This is a genomic window from Mucilaginibacter gossypiicola, from assembly GCF_900110105.1.
GTDB classification, from domain to species: Bacteria; Bacteroidota; Bacteroidia; order Sphingobacteriales; family Sphingobacteriaceae; genus Mucilaginibacter; species Mucilaginibacter gossypiicola.
Map to the genome: position 1 here is coordinate 1016631 of NZ_FOCL01000002.1, position 19859 is coordinate 1036489.

General features: G+C 42.4%; 17 protein-coding genes. 5 read left to right on the forward strand and 12 right to left on the reverse strand.

The genetic code is table 11. The features are described 5' to 3' along the window. Positions 1-18: 18 nt before the first annotated feature. The 3 genes from BMX50_RS09790 to BMX50_RS34260 form a co-directional block, all read right to left on the reverse strand. Positions 19-828, reverse strand: coding sequence for an AraC family transcriptional regulator (locus tag BMX50_RS09790; protein WP_091210303.1), 810 nt, complete (start codon positions 826-828; stop codon positions 19-21). 213 nt (positions 829-1041) lie between these two features. Further along, positions 1042-1869: an N-acetylmuramoyl-L-alanine amidase gene (locus BMX50_RS09795; RefSeq protein ID WP_208864671.1), complete on the reverse strand. Its 828-nt coding sequence runs from the start codon at positions 1867-1869 to the stop codon at positions 1042-1044. Between the two features lie 178 nt (positions 1870-2047). Next, entirely contained in the window at positions 2048-2203 is a 156-nt protein-coding gene (locus tag BMX50_RS34260) for a lmo0937 family membrane protein (RefSeq protein WP_143065138.1), read from the reverse strand. 146 nt (positions 2204-2349) lie between these two features. On the opposite strand from BMX50_RS34260, the gene BMX50_RS09800 reads away from it, so the two are divergent. After that, entirely contained in the window at positions 2350-3516 is a 1167-nt protein-coding gene (locus BMX50_RS09800; protein WP_091210305.1) for a hypothetical protein, read from the forward strand. Between the two features lie 7 nt (positions 3517-3523). Here BMX50_RS09800 and BMX50_RS09805 read toward each other — a convergent pair whose 3' ends face one another. Next, complete coding sequence (locus tag BMX50_RS09805; protein ID WP_091210306.1) at positions 3524-4918, reverse strand: hypothetical protein; 1395 nt, start codon at positions 4916-4918, stop codon at positions 3524-3526. Between the two features lie 232 nt (positions 4919-5150). Further along, entirely contained in the window at positions 5151-5696 is a 546-nt protein-coding gene (locus BMX50_RS09810) for a YciE/YciF ferroxidase family protein (protein ID WP_091210307.1), read from the reverse strand. 372 nt (positions 5697-6068) lie between these two features. Between BMX50_RS09810 and BMX50_RS09815 the strand changes: the two genes are divergently transcribed. Continuing rightward, complete coding sequence (locus BMX50_RS09815; protein ID WP_091210308.1) at positions 6069-6764, forward strand: SIMPL domain-containing protein; 696 nt, start codon at positions 6069-6071, stop codon at positions 6762-6764. Between the two features lie 107 nt (positions 6765-6871). Beyond that, the gene (ypfJ, locus tag BMX50_RS09820; protein WP_091210309.1) at positions 6872-7720 is read left to right on the forward strand and encodes a KPN_02809 family neutral zinc metallopeptidase; all 849 of its coding nucleotides are present in this window, start codon (positions 6872-6874) and stop codon (positions 7718-7720) included. Positions 7721-8311: 591 nt separating this feature from the next. On the opposite strand, the gene BMX50_RS09830 is transcribed toward ypfJ, so the two are convergent. The 7 genes from BMX50_RS09830 to BMX50_RS09865 all read right to left on the reverse strand — a co-directional run bounded on the left by BMX50_RS09830 (position 8312) and on the right by BMX50_RS09865 (position 17032). After that, positions 8312-10063, reverse strand: a complete 1752-nt coding sequence (locus BMX50_RS09830) for a carboxypeptidase-like regulatory domain-containing protein (RefSeq protein ID WP_091210311.1) — start codon at positions 10061-10063, stop codon at positions 8312-8314. 160 nt (positions 10064-10223) lie between these two features. After that, on the reverse strand, positions 10224-11216 hold the full coding sequence (locus BMX50_RS09835) for a FecR domain-containing protein (protein WP_091210312.1): 993 nt from the start codon (positions 11214-11216) through the stop codon (positions 10224-10226). Continuing rightward, the gene (locus tag BMX50_RS09840; RefSeq protein WP_091210313.1) at positions 11213-11851 is read right to left on the reverse strand and encodes an RNA polymerase sigma-70 factor; all 639 of its coding nucleotides are present in this window, start codon (positions 11849-11851) and stop codon (positions 11213-11215) included. The genes BMX50_RS09835 and BMX50_RS09840 overlap by 4 nt, the downstream gene beginning before the upstream one ends. Before the next feature lie 23 nt (positions 11852-11874). Further along, positions 11875-12558, reverse strand: a complete 684-nt coding sequence (locus tag BMX50_RS09845; RefSeq protein ID WP_091210314.1) for a DUF6134 family protein — start codon at positions 12556-12558, stop codon at positions 11875-11877. Between the two features lie 557 nt (positions 12559-13115). Beyond that, positions 13116-13433 (reverse strand): hypothetical protein, encoded by a 318-nt coding sequence (locus BMX50_RS09855; protein ID WP_091210316.1) that lies wholly within the window; start codon positions 13431-13433, stop codon positions 13116-13118. A gap of 58 nt (positions 13434-13491) precedes the next feature. Next, entirely contained in the window at positions 13492-16647 is a 3156-nt protein-coding gene (locus BMX50_RS09860; RefSeq protein WP_091210317.1) for a DUF3427 domain-containing protein, read from the reverse strand. Further along, on the reverse strand, positions 16634-17032 hold the full coding sequence (locus BMX50_RS09865) for a (deoxy)nucleoside triphosphate pyrophosphohydrolase (RefSeq protein ID WP_244280915.1): 399 nt from the start codon (positions 17030-17032) through the stop codon (positions 16634-16636). The genes BMX50_RS09860 and BMX50_RS09865 overlap by 14 nt, the downstream gene beginning before the upstream one ends. Positions 17033-17623: 591 nt before the next feature. On the opposite strand from BMX50_RS09865, the gene BMX50_RS09870 reads away from it, so the two are divergent. Together BMX50_RS09870 and BMX50_RS35195 are read left to right on the forward strand one after the other, a co-directional pair. Then, a complete protein-coding gene (locus BMX50_RS09870) occupies positions 17624-18565 on the forward strand; it encodes an NADP-dependent oxidoreductase (RefSeq protein ID WP_091210319.1) in 942 nt (313 codons plus the stop codon). A gap of 997 nt (positions 18566-19562) precedes the next feature. Beyond that, the coding region (locus BMX50_RS35195) for a transposase (RefSeq protein WP_394332303.1) at positions 19563-19859 on the forward strand (297 nt) is incomplete at its 3' end.

The following is a 19859-nucleotide window of genomic DNA, read 5'->3' on the forward strand; positions in this document are numbered from 1 at the left end:
AAAACCGACAATTTTGATTTATGCGAGGGGCATAAAGTTTATTGCCAGCAGATTATGATTGGCTTTGTATTGCAGGGGAGTAACGCCTGTATGTTTCCGGAAAAAATTATTGAGGTGCGCCTGATCGTAGTATCCGCAGGTATAACTCAAGGAGTTTAGCTCTTTTATTGATGATAGTTTTTGAAGTTGCTTGAGATAGTTTTGAAATTTTACTGCGTCGATAAACTTTTTGGCGGAGATGCCAACTTCCTCGTTGAACTTACGCTCAAGCTGTCGTTCGGTTACGGGCATTGCGTTAAGTAAGTTTTTAATGCTAATAATGCCTTTATTTGCATTAATGATGTTGATAGCCCGATCTGTAATATTCGCGTTTTTATTTGTTGAAGTTGTTTTCTTTAATAAAAACTGTTCGGCAATTGCGGCGGCGGCAGGGTGGTTAGTGGCGTTTGCGATCCTGTCTTCAAGATCAAAGGCATCCTGCCCGAAAAGCTCTTTTAACGGTACGGTGTTGTTATTTAGCTCATAGGCGTGCAGGCCAAGCAGGGTTAGCAATGCGTTAGGTTGTAAAACAATTATCAGCATAGCCAGCTCGCCAGTTGAAGTAATATCGTTGTAATAAGTAATTTGCCCATAAACAAAACTTCCAGGCTGCTTGCTGGCAAAGGTGTGTAGCTGGTTGTATTGAAGTAGCGGGTCTTTTAAATGAAAAACAATTCCGGGGTTGCCGTCCGAAAACAGGCGGTAGTTCATGGCAACATGCTGATTATGCGCTATAGTTAAATAGTGCTTAACAATACCCGAAAGCAATGGATGTGGCGCTATTTGCATGGTAATGTTGAGATTGAATTGGCACCCTAAAGTTAAATAAAAACATGTTGTTATAAATGATGCTTTACCTATGATAAGTTAAAATAGGGTGTCAGTCTGAGCCAGTCGAAGCATGGTGGGTGGGCCTCTGCGCACGAGTCTTCGACAGGCTCAGACTGACAGCCTCTTTTTGCTTAATACCATTTCGTATTTACAAATCCAGGTAAGTCAATGCTAATATTTCCTGTAAACGTTATAAAGAATATTCAGGTCCAACTGGGTCATAACCGGTGTTTCATCGGTTTGTACAAAGTGGCGTTTAAAGGCAACGATGGCTACAGGAAGGTTACTAATATCATAACCAATCAGTTTAAGTGCGGTAGCATAATCAAAATTGTCTGGTGGGAGCTCCAGCAGTTCCTCTCTCCAAAAACCGAAGCCTTTTTGAGCCAGTAGTTTCCATGGAAATAATGGTCCCGGGTCTGGCTTGCGTAGTGGTGCTATATCCTGGTGCCCGATAAAATTGGCCTGCGGGATATTGTAAGTTTTCTTTAATTGAGCTAATAAAGCCAGCAGGCTTTTTACCTGTATATCATTAAAAGGCTCATGCCCGTTATTATCAATCTCAATGCCTATTGAGCAGCTGTTCATATCGCTGATGCTGCCCCATTTGCTGATACCGGCGTGCCAGGCCCGCAGGTAATCATTGAGCATATGGTAAACTTTGCCGTCTTTACTTACTACATAGTGTGCGCTTACCTGGGGTTTTACTAAGGTGAAAGTATTGAGGGTTTGTTTAACCGAATCCTGGGCAGTGTAATGGATAATTACATAGTTAGGTTTGCGCAGGTTAAAATTTACGGTACCTACCCACTCTGATGGAATAGCCCCGCCTGCGCTATCTACCAGCATGGCCGGTTGTTCTCGGCTGATGACTTCGACTAACGAATCGGTTTGGGTGTGATACACCTTATTAGTAGCGGCATAAGGTTGTACTTTAGGCGAGCATGAGCTAATAGCAGCTATAGCTGCAATAGATAATAAAATGTATATATTTTTCAAACCTCGATTCTTCTGATTTAAGGATTTATCCTCACGACTAAACAAGTATACAAAAAACCCTGATCCATTTGATTTAAAGACTTTCTGATTTTATCAGGTAATCCGCAAATCAAGCGAATCAAGGTTCAGATAGTTTATCTCTTTTGAGATAGCCTATGCGATTTTATTTTCAGCGGTTTTATATAGCTGTCGACCGCCTGATTAAGCCTAATAAAAGCGCGATAATGGCTATTACCAGCAAGATATGGATCAGGCCACCTACTGATGTGAAAAATACGCCAATTGCCCATCCTATGATCAGGATGACTGCAATGATATACAGGAGTGAGTTCATAATACTTTGTTTTAATTAATGATTTTCATAGATATTAGTATAATAGCCTTATTGCTTTAAAAGTTTTAAGAAATTACTTTTTTACAGGTAAAAGCACTCATTTACAGTGCCTGTAATGTATCTTTAGCAACATACATCATAAACCGATGAAATACTTTTTACTGTTTATCTGCCTGCTTCCGGCCGGGCTTGTTGTTGGCCAGTCGAAACTACCTGTGATCAAAGCGACATCAAAAAAAGTAGCCATTAACGATGGCGGATTTTTGGATAAGAATGCCTGGTCGCTTTCGCCAAAAACGCGACCGGATGTTTATACTGCCGACAGGACACGGGCAACTAAATGGGTTACTTTTTATACAGATATAGATTCCATAAGGGTAAAGGTTAAACCTGGTACACGATATAACTTTGTCATTCTGCTTAATGGCAAGGATTCGTGCTACACGCAAATAGCAAGTGCTATTCCACCTGTAAATAAGCCTGAAGCTGTTATCAGCAAAAACGATACTATTCCGTTTAAACTTACAGCCTATAATGCCATAGCGGTAAAGGCGGTTATGAATGATGCAGACACCCTAAACCTGCATTTTGATATAAGCTCATTCGATTTTCATTTAACGAGGGATGCCATCGTAAAAAAGACAAAGCTGCTGCCCAATTATGCCGATGTTTTGGCTGGTACCGCAAAACCTAATTTCAATGAGTTGAGTAAGGTTATAAAACTGCAAATGGGCACTGCTGTTTGGCGTAACCAGGAGATGCTGCCTACGGGTTTGACATCACGCGGGATGGACGGCCGTTTTGGCTGGAACCTGTTTGAAGGGAAGCAGGTAGAGATTGATTATGATAACAACCGTATTATTATCTTCAATAAAATGCCCAAAAGCTTAAGAGGTTATGAGCGGGCGAAAATCGGTTTTGTTCGTTCGTTTGCTTATGCCACGGGCACGTTTGAGATAGCAGGTAAAAAATATACAGGCAACTTTTCGATGGATACGGGTTCCGATCAGTCGCTGATCCTGGATAGCGGCTGGGTGGCCAAAAACAATTTCCCCATGGATTTAAAACTCATCAAAGCCTCAACCATCAGCGATCCGCTTGGAATAAAATATGAAATGAAAATAGTGGAAGTGCCGTTGTTCCGGCTTAATGGGTTTCCGGCTTCCAACGTGCCAACGCTTATTTTGAGCAATAAAAACCCGGTAGGTTTTGAAATAAACTTTTTGGGTAATGGTCTTTTAAAGCGCTTCAATATGATACTCGATTTTAAGAACGATTATCTTTATTTGAAACCGAATAAACTATCGACCTGAATTTAGTTTAGCTCCCTGCTGGCACAGCCCAGCTTTGCTGGTCCAAAACCGGGTTCACATCCATATTGTCATATTGGATATTAAGCTTTTGCTGGCCGCTTGTTGTTGCTTCATGATAGGGAATGGTAATCCCTTGTACCGGCCGAAGATCTGACAACATCGAGAACAGTGTTTTGTCGCCCACCTTATATCCATAAGCCATCAACTGGTTTTGATCATTTATAGCAAATACATATTCATTATCATTTAACTTGCATTGAACGGTGTACATGTTATTGGCGGGGATTTTTTGCGTATTGATGATCTGCATTTGATCAAGCAATGATTTACGCAAGCCGATAACCCCGGTATAAAGGGCTGTTTTTACCTCGGCTACACTATTGGCAGGAAGATCGGACTTGTTACCGCTGCTCCATTGCCAGCCGGTATTGCCTTCGGTTTGTTGCACCGAAACAGGTTTGCCGTTTTTCCATATTTCAACGCGCACTTTGTTGTTGGGTATATCAATCAGTTCAACAACTTTTAACCCCGAAACAGAGCCTGTTAAACGGGCTGTTTTCAATGCATTGAGTTTATCGCCACCATGCGTGGCATTAGCTTTTAAAAGCAGTGTTTTTCCATCTGGGGCAGCGGCATTATTGGTATTAGCTGCAGCGTTTTCCGAAGTCTTTTTAGCCCCGGTTGATGACTTTATATCATTAGCTGCGGTTTTGTCATTATTATCTACAAAAAACACCCGCCCATCAACTACGGCCATGCGGGTTTTACCACCCATGTCGCAAAAAAAGCTGTGCAGTTCGGTGTGGCCATCAGTATAGGTGAGCGTAAGCACCCCTTTATTTATTTTATAGGTACCGCTGCCGTCCTTACTGCTTGAACTGCCGCCGCCAACATTCTCGCCGGCTACAACGGAGCCCGAATATCGCGAATTGCTGAAGTGTCCCTTTTCGTCGAAATTTAATCCCTGTGTGCTCAAAGCACCTACGTAAGTTGTGCCATAGGCTGCGCCTCCACCGCCCATAGCGCTGATAAATGAATAATAGCCTGCAGGTATAATATTCCCCTGAAGTTTAAACAACTCATGTGCATAATTAGAAAGGCTTCCGTATTTGGTTATGGTATAAACAAACGAGCTTTTGGTGTATTTAAGGGTTACCTGTCCTTTGCTTATAGTATAATGGCCACTCACGTTGGTTTGCCAGTCGGTACGGTTAAGCACATCATTGAAAGTACCATCGGGCCTGAACAATACAGCAATGTCTGTTCTGTTCATACCGCCGCCAAATATGGGGCTTGGCGAAAACTCGCATCCGGCATAAGCTCCATCTAACTTATCCTGGGCAAAAACATCATTGTAAAAGCAAAATAAAAAGGCAAATAGTACCAGCGAGAATTGTTTCATGGGGCTTCGGTTTTTGACGATAAACCATGTTCTCCGGTTATTGTTTGCGGAAGTATTTTAATTAATATGTAATTAATGTTGAGGGGATTAGTATAAGATTTCTCTTTCGCCCCAGCGCTTGGGCCTTTCTGTTCTATCGTAATGCTACTTTTTAAAAAATAATGCGCTCAAATAAAAAACGGTCGTAAGGAATAAATCCCCTGCGACCGCTCTTAAAAAACTAATAAACGGTTTAAGCTTTTTCTGCTTTCGATGCCTGGTTAATGCCGGCTTCGGCAATTTGAGTGAGCAGGCTATCGCATGTTTTTTCTTCCTGTAAGGTTGAATCAAGCAGTTCGGCTGCATGATCATACCCCAGTACACTGGCCAAAGTGCGGAGCGTACCGTAAGATGCAATTTCATAGTGCTCAATTTTTTGAGCTGCTGAGATAATGCCCGCATCACGGGTAATACTTCCTTTTTCTGTTTCGGATACAATTTCTTCGCCTTCCTTGATCAATCCGGCCATTGCTTCACATTTTACTGCTACGGCCTTTTGACCGATAGATGCGAAAGCATCCTCTAAACGGATGATCTGGCGCTCGGTTTCTGTCAGATGGTTTTCAATAGCAGAACGAAGCTCGTCGGATGTTGCTGCTTTAGCCATTTTGGGCAATGCTTTTGAAAGGTGTTTCTCGGCCCAGTAAATGTCTTTTAATTCATCAATAAATAACTCGTTCAAAGCCGATTCCTGCACCTTAGTAGTTTGTTCGGGTGATTTTACTTTAGTAGTTGCCATGGGTAAATGTTTTAATGTTTTTGTATAACAGGTACTGCAAACACAAAGCCAAAAATTTATTATTTTGATAATTAAATTAATTATTAGGATAATTTATCGATATTTGAGCCTCTGTTTCTATTTTGATAAAAAGCCGCACGCAGATTGCATACAACTATGAGTTCTAAAAAGCACACGGCGTGACCCATTTTATGGAATCTGGCAAACCAACTTCAAACCAGGGGCCTTCTACCTAATGCTATTCATCTCAAACAAAAACAGCCCTTGATTTATTTACAAGCATACCAGTGCTTTAGTAAATAATTGTAGCCTTGCTGTTACATATTAAACTAAATGCACGTTACCTTAGTCATAACATCAAATAAAATACAAATGAAAAAGCTATTTATCCTTGCCGCACTATTAGCAACTACAGTTGGAGCATTTGCCCAAAACGTTGACCTTAGGCGTAAAATTGAAGTTACCGGCATTGCCGAGCAGGAAGTTACCCCTGATATTATAAATGTAACCATATCACTACAGGAATATATGGATGGCAAAAAACACATAGCCATTAACGACCTGGAAGATCAACTGGAAAAAGCCGTTAAAGACGCCGGTATTCCAGCATCAGATTTTACAGTGAATAATGTATCGGCCTGGAATAACACTTACCAAAAGAAAAAAGCACCCGACTTTTTGGCAAGTAAGCAATACGGCTTACGTGTGCGCGATTTGAACAAGTTTAATCAGATCATGTCGAAAATTGATCCTAAAGGTATCCAATCGACCAATATTGAAAGCTACGACTATTCAAAAATGGCCGACCTGAAACGCGACCTTAAAATTAAAGCGCTGCTTGCCGCCCGCGATAAAGCAACATATCTGTTAGCTGCCCTCGGCGAAAAATTAGGTGGTGCTATTAACATTACTGAAAGCGATAACAGCAGCTTCCCTCAGCCACGTGTTTATGCAAACACTATGATGTTTAAAGCATCGGCTGATAACAATGTTGGTGATTCGGATATCAGTTTCAAAACCATTAAACTGAATTTCCAGATTCAGGCTGTATTTGAGATAGTGAAGTAAAGCCCTAATACCCTAAAAAAAACTTGAGGCCTCTGTTAAAACAAACAGGGGCTTTTTTCATTATTGTGCTTAGAGGCTCCTCCTTTAGGGGGCCGTGGACGACAAATATGCAATGGTTTGGCAGGCGCGAAAGCGATAATGTTAACGATGAAAGGGGCGGCGGTGGTGGCAGGTTAGCCATAGGCGGCGGTGTGCTCGGCTTAATAGCCGCTGCAATTTATTTTTTTACCGGAGTAGATCCTTCGGCGTTGCTTAACCAGGTGGCAACCAATAGGCCAAGGCAGGAGCAAACGGCCAACAACGGCCCCGAAGATGCGGGCAAACACTTTGTACGCGTAGTTTTGGCTGATACCGAAGATATCTGGACAAAGCTATTTGATGATATGGGCAAGACCTACGAAAAGCCGCAGTTAACCATATTTAATGATTATGTACAGTCGGCTTGTGGTACAGCAAGCTCGGCAAGTGGTCCATTTTATTGCCCGGGCGATTCGCAGGTGTATATAGATCTTTCTTTTTACGATGAATTGAAAAACCGTTTTGGAGCCTCCGGCGATTTTGCGCAGGCATATGTAATAGCCCATGAGGTAGGTCATCATGTGCAGAACCTGTTAGGCGTTTCTCGAAAAATGGATCAGGCCCGTTCCCGATTGAGTGAAAGCGCCTATAATAAGCTCTCGGTAAAATTAGAACTCCAAGCCGACTTTTATGCCGGAGTATGGGCTCACTATGAGCAAAGTATGAAAAATGTGCTCGATAAAGGCGATATTGAAGAAGCGCTGAATGCTGCTAACGCCATCGGCGACGACCGGCTGCAAAAACAAGCACAAGGGCATGTTGAACCTGATAGCTTCACCCATGGTACCAGCGCCCAGCGTATGTACTGGTTTAAAAAAGGTTATGAAACCGGTGATATTAACCAGGGAGATACTTTTGGTAACGGGGATTTGGATTGATTAGCTGATTGGGTAGCTTGGGCTTATGAGGAGAGGGGTAGAAAAGAACTTTATTAGTAATTAACTTACATCGTCGCCCTCTTGGCCGGGCGGGGCCAGTTACTTTTGTCTTGACACAAAAGTAACCAAAAAGTCAAGTCAGCAGGGAGGCTTCTTTACGCTCAAGGCCCTTGCCCTGCAAACCGCGCAGAACCACGGGCTGCAATTATTTTGCCCTACCTGCTCAGTCCATCCCTTCTGCAAAAATTTGCTATGCCCTTTCCATCACGCAAGGCCACCATTGTTCTGCCCGCTTTCACCCGAAGCTTACCTGCTGACGGGAAAGGAAGGAAGGCTAATAAAGTAAGAGTCGATAAAAAGCATAGAAAAGAAGCGGTTAATAAGTATCAAAAGACTGTTGTAAAACCCAAAACAAAAGCGCGTTGGCCCGACAAAAAAGCGGGCCTGGGAGTACGGCCTGCGGGGGGAAGCATTTTTTTGTCTTGATGTTTGGTTACTTTGCATCTAAGGTAAAGTAACCGGCCCTCGCCCGGCCAAGAGGGCGACGATGTAAGTTAATTCCCTCTACAGCCCTTTAAAAACCCAAACGCCTCAAAATAAATTAACCCCAAAGTTCCATCCAACCCAGCCACTCCAGTTTCGATTATCATGAATAAATGAATGATGCAGATCCCGCACATAAGCATAGCCATCAACAGGCGTGCGCTGGTCGGAATATAGAAAATTTAATGACGGGCCTGCGAAAATGGAAAATTTGCGAGTTGCCTTGTAGGTAAAATCAAGATTGAATTTATTAAGCTGATTGGTTTTTAACCAGGTGCCCTGATACAGGTAGCTTGAACCGATTTCAGTGTTGATAGCTAAATGCTTGCGTAAACCAAATTCCCGCCCAAAACCCAATCCAAAAGAATATAGTTTGCTGTTGCCCTCAACCCGCATGCCGCCCTGCCAAATGGTATACAGGTTATGATTGCCGTTTTTAAAGGCGAGGTTGATATTCTGCGTTTCGTTGGTGGAGATAGCCAGCTTATGATAACCGCTGTTAATGATATTCAGCAACCCGATGCTGAAGCCCGACGAAGTATCGGCAATGTTTACCAATGCCAATTGCACCCCGGTTAGGTGTTTGGCGTAATTAAACAAGCCCGCTATCTGCAGGCCACCAAATTTTTGTTGTGCAACGTTGCCAATACCTCCAATCTGAAATGCGTCTGAGTTTTTACCGGCGATATTGCCTATCGCACCCAACTGAATACCCCTAACCGATCCACGGGTATGATTATATAGTGCTGATAATTGCAGACCGTTCATGTTTTGCTTTACGCTGTTATGCAGCAGCGCCAGTTGAATGCCCCGCACGTTGCCCAGTACATTATTATACAAGCCGCCAAGCTGGATACCGCTTACAGACCCGCCAACTACGTTAAAGATCCCTGCTATTTGCACCGCGCCAACATCACCTTTATCTAAATTGAAAATAATGCCCATTTCAAAACCGTCGACACCGGCATTGTACCCGCCGACTGCATTGAGGGAAACTACATTCACTACCTGTCCGCTGAAATTGCCGTGTGTGCTAACTCCGGGTATGGCCGAAGCCTGGAAGGGCGCTTGGGCAATTAACCCGCCGAGATTGGCTGCCTGGATCTGTTGTTTGGTAGATAAAAATAATCTGCCCAGCGAAGTATTCTCAACGCCCGAATAATCATCACTAAGGATATAACCCAGCAGGCTCTTTTTCTTCAGCGTAGTATCTGTGCTTCTTACATTAACATCAGCCAGGAAAGTAACGGTGGTGTCTTTATAAAATTCCCTGCTTATGGTTAAGGTGATCGGTTGGCCTTGATTACGAATCGTCATATCAAAGTGACCGTCCTTATCTGTTAATACTGATTGTAGTTGCTCATGCGAGTATACGCTGGCATTCGGCAGTTTGTGGCCGCTTTGCTCGTCGGTAACCGTGCCGCTTATGTTATAACTATCGCCCTCGGTAGCAGCTTTATCGGTAACTATGGTGAGTTGAAGAGGGGCGTATCTCAGGATAATAAAATTCTTTGTTTCGCGATACTCAAAACGGTAGCTGAGCATATGGTCAAGTACTTCTTTTATCGTCCAGTTATCAGCATTAACGGTGACCAGGCTATCAGTTTTTACGATGTTGCTATTGTATGAAAAGTAAAAGTTGCCCTTTTGTTCAATGGTTTTAAGCACCGTACCCAGGCGCATTTCGGTTACGTGTACGGAAATGTTTTTGGACAGGATAGAATCGGCATGGGCGGTTAAGGCCGTGAGGAGGAGCAGGGCGAGGGTATAGTTTAGGTAACGATGTAGTTTATACAACATAAAATATTCTTCAATATTAATAAACTATGTCATTGCGAGGAGGGGACGACGAAGCAACCGCATGCTATACAGGGCGGTTATGCTTCTGTGCGGTTGCCACACTATCGCTCGCAATGACATGGTTTTATAGTAATGTCCCGTTTTTAGTATAGCTACTTCCTTACTTCAACACAATCCCCTTTTTTCCCCGCTCCACTTTAATCTTAAACGTTTCGGAAATCACCAGCAATATCTCATCTAACGACTGATCTTTAAACACCGTGGTAATAGGCAGGTTAGTAATGGTTTTGTTTCCGATAACAATATGTGCCCCGTAAATCTCGTTCAGCGAAGTTGCCAGCTCATGCAGCGGGGTTTCATCGCAAACCAGTTCATGAGTTGCATAATAGTTATACAAACGGCCTTTGATGTTCTCTTTTGCTTGCAATCCATCCTTGCCCGTAACCAACACCTTCTCGCCAGGGTTGAGGTTCACGTTTTTGTTTTTCTCGCTTACGTTAACAATGCCGGTTTCAACAATTACCTGCGTTTTACCGTCTCGGCTCTTTACATTGAATGACGTGCCAACCACCCTAACCGTTACACCATTCACCTTAATAATAAACGGTTGGGTTTTATTGGGCGTTACTTTAAAAAACGCTTCGCCCAGCATAGTGACTGGCCGGATTTTGCCGGTAAACTTTTCTGGGTAAATAAGCGTGCTATGACTGTTCAACGTAACCACCGAACCATCGGGCAGAGTTTGTGTACGGGTTTTAGCTTCGCTGTTTATCTTAACAAAAGCAATGTTTCTATTATCATAATAATGACTAATGGTTAGCCAGGCTACGGTGCAAATCAATAGCAACGATGCCGCTATGCCAACCCACCAGCTGGTTTTCATTTTGCGCACCTGCGCCGGTTGGGTAGCTGTTGGAGCTGTATTATTCAGTCTTTTTTGCAGGCGAAGATAGGCCGCATCTTCATCCAGTGTTTTGGTAGAGGCGATGCGCTGGCTCTCATCCCAGATCAGTTTAAAATTCTCATACTCCTGCCTGTTGGCGGGCGAAGCGGCAATCCAATTTTGTATAGCTTCCACCTCGGCGGACGTAGCTTCGCCAACCAGGTATTTCACCAGCAAATCATCATCTATGGGCATACCGGTATAGCTCATACAAACCAATTCATAAATAACAATAAAATAATGGGTAAAAACTCGGCCAGTTTTTGGCGCATTACCCGCAGCGCCTTGCCCATCTGGTTTTCGATGGTTTTGATCGAAAGCTCCATCTGATCGGCAATTTGCTGGTATTTAAGCTGCTCAAACCTGCTCAGCTGAAAAATGATGCGGCACTGCTCGGGCAGTTCGCTCAGGGCTTTTTCAATATGCTTTTGCAGCTCGGCGGTGAGCAGTTTTTTTGAGGCCAGTTCACTGCTGCTGTTCTGCTCCATTTCATCAGCATAATAAACGCCAAAATTGGCGCGGACCTTCTGATGCTTTAAGTAGTTCAAACTTTCGTTATGTACAGACCGGTACAGATAAGCCTTGATACTACCGTCGGTTTTAAGCTGATCGCGTTTTTCCCAAATGCGGCAAAATACATTTTGTACTACCTCTTCGGCCATTTCATCATCCTTTAAAAAAGTGTAGGCATAGGCGTGCAGACTTTTAAAGTGATCTTTAAAAAGCCGCTCAAAAGCCTTCTGGCTTCCCTGTTTAATTAAACCGATGGCCGTGCTATCGCTATATTCCACTTGTAAGGTGTAGCTGTTAGCGCTAAAGATAGCTTGTTTGGCCGTTAAATTCATAGAGCCCAAATGTTAAAAATCAATCAGGCTAATTGGATCTGGATGGTGTACAGCGAATGGTGGATATCAACCTTGCTGCACACGCCATTGGTGTAGCTGTAAAAATTATAGTTACCATCGGGCAGGTCAATACGGTATACATGCGGGCTTACCTGTTTAACCTGCAGAAACTGCTGAAAATTATCAGAGTAAACTTGCGCCTGGTTTTCGGGTTCGCGGCAGTACAGCAGCATCAGGTTGGCGGCAATTTGTTTTTGATCAACAATTTTACCGCATTTGCCTTCGGCGATGGTTTGGTAGCCCGTGGCGACGGCCCTGGTTTGACGATTGCATTTTTCAGAACCGTTAACATGCCTGCACACCTGCGAACTGATGAGCTTGCCATTGTTAAAAGTGCTCTCCTCCTGGATATCAACCTTAACGCTGAAAATGAAGCGCATTTTTACTTCAGAGATCATTTTGAGGTACAGCTCGTCGCCCTGGCGTTTTTGGTACAGGTTCATGTGGCCAACCACCTTGCCGCTGTGCAGCACATTGTACTTAACCGTTTGCTCCTGCGCCACAGCACCAACGGAAAGGCATAACAATGCCACCACCACAGCCACCCACCTGAGCGGACCGAAGATATTTAACGTTGGAAAAGTTTTGTTTTGGAGGGCAGGCCGGATATATTTTTTAAATAACCAAATTATTAAAGCGGGTATCATGGGTAATTATTTTAAAGTGATTGAATAAAGCTTTTAACGCGTTTACTTTATTACAACACTCTAAACTTTTACCCCTATGCCTTTGCATTATTTTGCTTAATTAATTAAATACTATTATGTCTATGTATATTATATAGATTGCAAACATAGTAAAAAAAATCGGGTGTCCCAATTTTTTGATTCCCCACGAAAAATTGAAAATCTTCGTTGGGATCTTTTGTTGAAAAACGGCAATGTTCCAAAAACTAAGAGTGAAACGCGGAACGGGTTGAAATATCATTTGTGTTGATTATCAATGCTTTAGTAAATAATGTGAAACGCAATTAATGCGCAGTGAATCAGTTAGTTAATCTTTTTAGGGTAGTTTTTGAGTGTTCCGGTCGAGGTTTGGGAAATGGTTAATTTTTCATTGATTTTTTGATGTTTTTTGCAGAAAAATGCTTTTAAGCGATGTGGGGTTGTTGGGACATTGACAATGTAGCGCCACCAATTGGGCGCGGTTTAAGCGTTATTTTTTATAATAACCAATTTGCCGATATCGGCAAATTGGTTGGCTGCTATGAGGGGTCCACAACTGTTTGAAGCATGTTTATAAACGAGGCTATATCTGTCCCGTCGTTGCCCGGCTCATCGGTGTATTCTACACTTTCAAATTCGTGGAAGGTATGATCAAGCTCGTTGTCCCAGGTACCGAAATACAGATCTGGTACCTGCCACTGGTTAGCGTAAAACCAATGGTGGAAAATGAGTTTAGAAACAATCAAAGCCTCAACTGTGGATAGCGACATATTTTGCGGGTTATCAAATATGACGCTGTCGAAATTTTTATAATTACCAGCGTCGCGATAGAGGTAGTTGAATTTTATGTTTGGCATCCGGCAAGGTATATCGGATGTTGATGTTTGTCAATCGGAGATAAGTGAACTTTTATAATTATCCGACAGCAAGCTTTCCACTCTCTTTCCAAATATAGGCTGGCATCGGTTCATTTAATTGCCATTCAATATTCATCGGTTTTGATCCGCTTGATTTTATAAAATTGGCTTCTCCTAAAAAGACGTACGACATGGTAAATCCAAATTCGTCATCGTTTTGCTCTCTTACAAAGAGCAAGATTTTTTTGTCGTCAGTTTTGTGGTTTATGTACGACAACCCTTTGTTAGATTCCGGAGAAGTAGCGTTTTGCGATTGCCAATGAAAAAGATATTCATTTATCGCATAATCATCATAGAGTGTTGTTGGTGAGTACTCTTTATCAGATTTTTTTAGTGTGACAAAAAAGGCTTCTGTGTTTAGTTCTTTATTTAGCGCGACACCTTCTCTGTTGGATGATGCTTTGTCGAATTTATGCAGTTGCATTGCAACTAAAATTTGGTCGCGATTATACCGACTGTGTACTTGTAAGGGGAAAGGGAAATCTAAAGCTATAGGTTTTTCTACAAAATCTATTCTGCTTATTAAAAGATCTACTACTTCGCGAAGCTCGGCAACCATAACGGGATTATTCCCGATTTGTAGTATGCTTTTTTCAATGGAATCAAATCCAACTTCCGGCCCTGCTTTTTGCCAAATATCATAATGGAACATTAACAACATTTGCTGTTGTTCAGTATTCAAAGTTTCTATAATGAAATTATTATCAATAAGTGTTTTTATGAATTGTAAGTAACTTATGGAATTACATTGTAATAGTTTTCTGCTGATAGACCCAGTTAAAAACGATTCGTTAGGCTCGTCAAAACTACTAATAGCTCCAGCTTCTGCACACAATCTTTTCCATCCAAATTTTTTGTTTTTATAAATTAAAGGGAGATCAATATTCTGAACAGTAATAAAGTTTTTTAAGGTTAGTGGCAAAGCTATTTGCAAGTGAAAGCTTCGGATTTTGTTTATTAGTTGCGTTCTATTAAAACCTATTGCAGCACTTATATTTTTTAAAATAATTTCTTTTGCCTTCTTTTCGAGTACGATTGAGCAACCTAAGGGTAGATGTGGAAATTCGTCTTCTATCTCAGTAATAATTGACGTATGCGTTTTACCAACCAGCGCCCTAAATTTGTGCTCAAAATCATACTCTGGTCTTGAGTTTCCGACGAAATCGAGAACTGTTAAACAATCTTTGTTGGCGGCAAGACGTAATCCTCTGCCTAATTGTTGAAGGAAAATAGTAAGACTTTCGGTAGGCCGTAAAAATAAAACAGTATCAATTTCCGGGATATCAACCCCTTCATTAAAAATATCTCTAACAAAAAGGTAATTAATTTCTTTTCGTTTAAGCCGAGTTCGCAATTCATCCCTATTGTCAGATGTTTCAGATGTTAGATAATCGGCCTTTAGCCCTGCCAAAGTAAACTTTTCAGCCATATAGCGAGCATGATCCTGACTAACACAAAACCCAACCGCCATTACATCATTAATGTCGGTTAAATATTTTTCGCAATTAGCTAAAATTTCGTTTACTCGTCTATCATTTTCTGTATATAGCTTTGTAAGTTCATTTATCTCATACTTGCCATTTTTCCAAGATAGTCTTGATAAATCAACACTATCTGAAAGCGCAAAATATTGAAAAGGAGACAGTAGTTTTCTATTCAAGGCTTCCGGTAGCCTTATTTCTGCTGCGATTTCATCACAAAAATCTTTTAGCACATCTTCACCATCACCACGTTCAGGAGTTGCTGTTAAGCCTAATAAAATCTGAGGATCGAACTTTTCAAATATAGAGCGGTAGCTTGACGCAGGAGCATGGTGAACCTCATCGATAATTATAAAATCATAAAAATCGGATGTTAAGGCTAAGTCTTGAATTTTATTGTTGAGACTTTGTACCGATGCAAATACATTGTCATAATTAGTTGGCGTAATTCCATCTACCCATAGGTCACCAAAATTTGGATCTTTTAAAACATGTTGGAATGTATTTTGGGCTTGCTCAAGTATCTCCTTTCTATGAGCTATAAAAAGCAACCGTGCTCTTGAATTTGAGGTTTTAAATCGTTTATAATCAAATGCTGAAATTACTGTTTTGCCTGTACCTGTTGCTGCAACTAATAAGTTTTTAAATCTATTGTGCACAACTCTTTCAGAGTTTAGCTTTTCTAATATCTCTTCTTGATAAGGAAATGGTTTTAAATCAAAGAAAGTTGTTATAGATTTCCTATCGTATGACTTCTGCTGTTTGAGTGCTGTCTCAAGTTTAAGAGCATCTCTGCCGGATACATAAGGTTCAAAATCTTTGTCAACCCAATAAGTCTCAAATGTCTTTTTGAACTTATCAATGATATGGGTGATTTCTTTGGAGGTTACTTTTAAGTTCCATTCAAGGCCGTTAGTAAGTGCCGATCGGGAAATGTTTGAAGAACCGATATAACCAGTATTGAACCCCGTTTTTCTTAAAAATAAGTATGCTTTTGCATGTAGGCGCTCATGATCTGAATTATAGGATACCTTTATTTCTGTGTTAGGCAGTTTGGATAAAAACTCAATTGCCTTTACATCGGTGGCTCCCATGTAAGAAGTGGTTATGATCTTTAATTTTTTGCCACTATTGGTAAATTCCTCCAATTCATCTTTAAATATCCTGATCCCAGAATATTTTATAAAAGAGACCAACCAACAGATTTCGTCAGATGAAAGAATTTCCTTTTTAATCTCACTTTCCAATGAAATGCCGACATTATTGCCTGTGAAAAGTTCACTTTGACTTAACCGAGTGTAGGGGGTGATTAACTTTATGCGTTCTTCTAATTTGCTATGAGGATTATCTAATGTCGAAAATACTGCATTGAGAATTTTGCCTTCATTTTCAATTAAGTTACCTGTTAAACTAATATCCGGCAATGCATTCATCAACAATTGAATTATCTTATTTGATAACTCAATTTGCTTAAGCACCTTATCATCACCCTTAATTTCATTAAGTGCAAACTTTATAGTTTCGGATAAATAAATACTGAGATATCTGGACGCCTCTTCTTTGTCAAGCAATGTGCTCTTAACAAAAAATGTATCGTTATTAACTGTCTGTAATTTGTTTGAGATCAGTTTCGTGATAAGTTGCTCGTACAACCCTAATTCAAGTGTTGGCATTTAGGTTTTTAATATAATATTCAACAATCGGCACATCCGCCTCCGCCCAATCCAAAGCTAATAATTCATTTTTAGGCAGCCATTTAAAATCAAGATGCTCTTTTAACAAAACTTGCCCCGAGGTGATTTTACAAACAAAAGGGATCAGTTGTACAGTAACATTAGGATATTGGTGCGTGTTAGCAGGGAGTGGAGCCACAATCTCAACATCCACATGAAGCTCCTCCTTAATTTCGCGGATGAGGCAGGCTTCGGCGGTCTCGCCGGGTTCAATTTTACCGCCGGGGAACTCCCATTTTAAGGGCAGGCTCATGGTCGCGCTTCGCTGGGCTGCAAAAACAAGTCCGTTGGTATCAACAATAATGGCGCAGGTTACTTTGATCACGTTTCTAAGATAGGGGTTTAGGGCCAGAAACAAGACAACAAGAGTCAAGAAACAAGACAGAAAGAGCCAGGAAGAAAGACAATAAGAGTTAAGAAATGAGAATAATAAAAATGATGTCATTGTGAGCGCTGCGTGGCAATCGCACGGAAGCAAAGCCGCTCTGTATAGCATGCGATTGCCTCGTCGCGCCGTGGCACAGTCCCTGTGCTGCTCCTCGCAATGACATGATTTTTATTGATAACATCCCAAACAAAAGTGCGCCGGCCCGACAAAAAAGCGGGCCTGGGAGTATGGCCTCCCGATGGGCATCGGGACAGGTCGCGGGCAGAAGCATTTTTTTGTCTTGATGTTTGGTTACTTTGCATCTAAGGTAAAGTAACTGGCCCCGCCCGGCCAAGAGGGCGACGATGTAAGTTATAAAACAACAAGGTTCAAACGTAATAATGAATGTCTACTTACCAACGCCCGCTTTTACCGTCTCACAGAACTTGAACTTAAATTACCCCGTTTAAAGTACAGTGGAACTAAAAACAGATCTTCTTTATTTTTATTTATACAGATAACTTTAACCTGTTAAAAACGCATCAAACCATGAAAGCAATAATTTTAAAAAGCTCTGGCGGGGTTGAAAACCTTGTACCTGCCGAAATACCTGTACCAACTATAGCTGCCGATGAGGTGCTGGTAAAGCTAAAAGCCATCAGCATAAATCCTGTCGACGTTAAAACCCGGTCGGGGAAGGGTGTTTGGGGACGCATTAAGGATGAGTCGCCGGTTATTTTAGGCTGGGATATTTCAGGCGAGATAACCGAAGTAGGCGCAGATGTTACCGGCTTTAAACCCGGCGACGAGGTTTTTGCCATGATAGCTTTCCCTCAAAGCGGCAAAGCCTATGCCGAGTATGTTAAGGCCAAAGCCAGCGAACTTACGTTGAAACCAGCTGGGGTTAGTCACGAGGAGGCCGCCGCTGCTACACTTGCCGCGCTTACGCCATGGCAGGCTTTTCATACCTATGAGCAAATTAAACCCGGCGACCGCGTATTGATTCACGCTGCATCGGGCGGGGTTGGCCATTATGCCGTACAGATCGCTAAGCATTTAGGAGCTTATGTTATTGCTACTTCATCAGCTGCTAACCGCGAATTTGTTTTAGGCCTCGGTGCCGATGAGCATATCGACTATAAAGCAGAGCCTTTTGAAACGGCTACACACGATATCGACTTTGTACTTGATACCATCGGTGGTGAATATATCGACCGCTCGCTGCAGGTGATGAAAAAAGGCGGCACTATTGTAAGCATCGTATCGGGCATGAACGAAGCCGTTACCCCTAAAGCTACCGCGCTGGGTATTAACGGACACAATATCCTGGTAAAGCCAAGCGCCGAAAACATGACCACCATTGCCGGTTTGCTGCAAAAAGGCATCATCAAATCGCATGTATCTAAAGTGTTTCCGTTTGGGCAAATGGCCGATGCGCATTTGCAACTGGAAAGCGGGAGGACAGTTGGTAAAGTAGTGCTGACGCTTTAAAGGGGGTTTTTAATGTCATTGCGAGGAGCGTAGCAGAGGATGTGCAATGGGGCGACGTGGCAATCCCGTCGCCTTGCAATCCGAAATGGATATCCACTCTGTATCGTTACGGGGACTGCTGCGCTACCGCTTAATAACCTTAGTTGTATTTAACAAACATTGGCCCGCTCAATTGCCGCGGGAGGGCTGTTACTTTTGTCTTGACACAAAAGTAACCAAAAAGTCAAGTCAGCAGGGAGGCTTCTTTGCCGCACAGGCTTTTGCTCACTTGTCCTTTCCTGGCCTTTGCCCCGCAAAGCGGACAGAACCACGGGCTGCAATTATTTTGCCCTGCTTCACACGCTCTTGGCCCCGCTTCTGCAAAAACTTGCTATGCCCCTGCAACCGCACCACCCACCATTGTTCTGCCCGCTTTCGCCCGAAGCTTACCTGCTGACGGGTTTGGGGGAAAGAGACATGACGGTTAGATTCAAGAGACAAGATAAGAACCATTAATATCAAAACCATGTCATTGAGCGCAGCAACCGCACGTAAGCATGGCCGCTCTGTATAGCATGCGATTGCCGCGTCGCGTCCCGGCTCATTTCCCATGCTGCTCCTCGCAATGACATATTGTTATCAAGCCCAAAGCAAAAGCGCATAGGCCCGACAAAAAAGCGGGCCAGGGAGTATGGCCTCCCGATGGGCATCGGGACGGGTCGCGGGGGGAAGCATTTTTTTGTCTTGATGTTTGGTTACTTTGCATCTAAGGTAAAGTAACTGGCCCTCGCCCGGCCAAGAGGGCGACGATGTAGGTTATAAAACAACAAAAGCTCTTCAAACTCCCCAAAATACCGAAGTCCCAAAAATCCCCTCTCGAGAGGGGGCGCGATGGAAAAGAGCGGTAGCAGGGGTGTGTTATACAAGCGATAAGCCGCACGTACAATAACACACCCCTGCGCCCCTCTCAAGAGTAATAGCCCATGAATTGACATGAAAAATATGTATCTTTATGGAAATGAATATAATAGAGACGATTAGTAGATTTCCAGATCAGGCTACCTGCATAAGTTATCTTGAGCACCTAAGGTGGCAGGAAGCGCCTACATGCCCTTATTGTGGCGGAAAGCGAAGCAGCAAACGTACAGCCAGCCATCGGCATCAATGCCATGAATGCAATCGTAGCTACAGTGTATTGGTTGGGACGATTTTCGAAGATACGAAGCTGCCTTTACCCAAATGGTTTCTGGCTATTAGTTTAATCCTGAATGCTAAAAAAGGCTTATCTGCCCGCCAACTTGCCAGGGATTTAGGT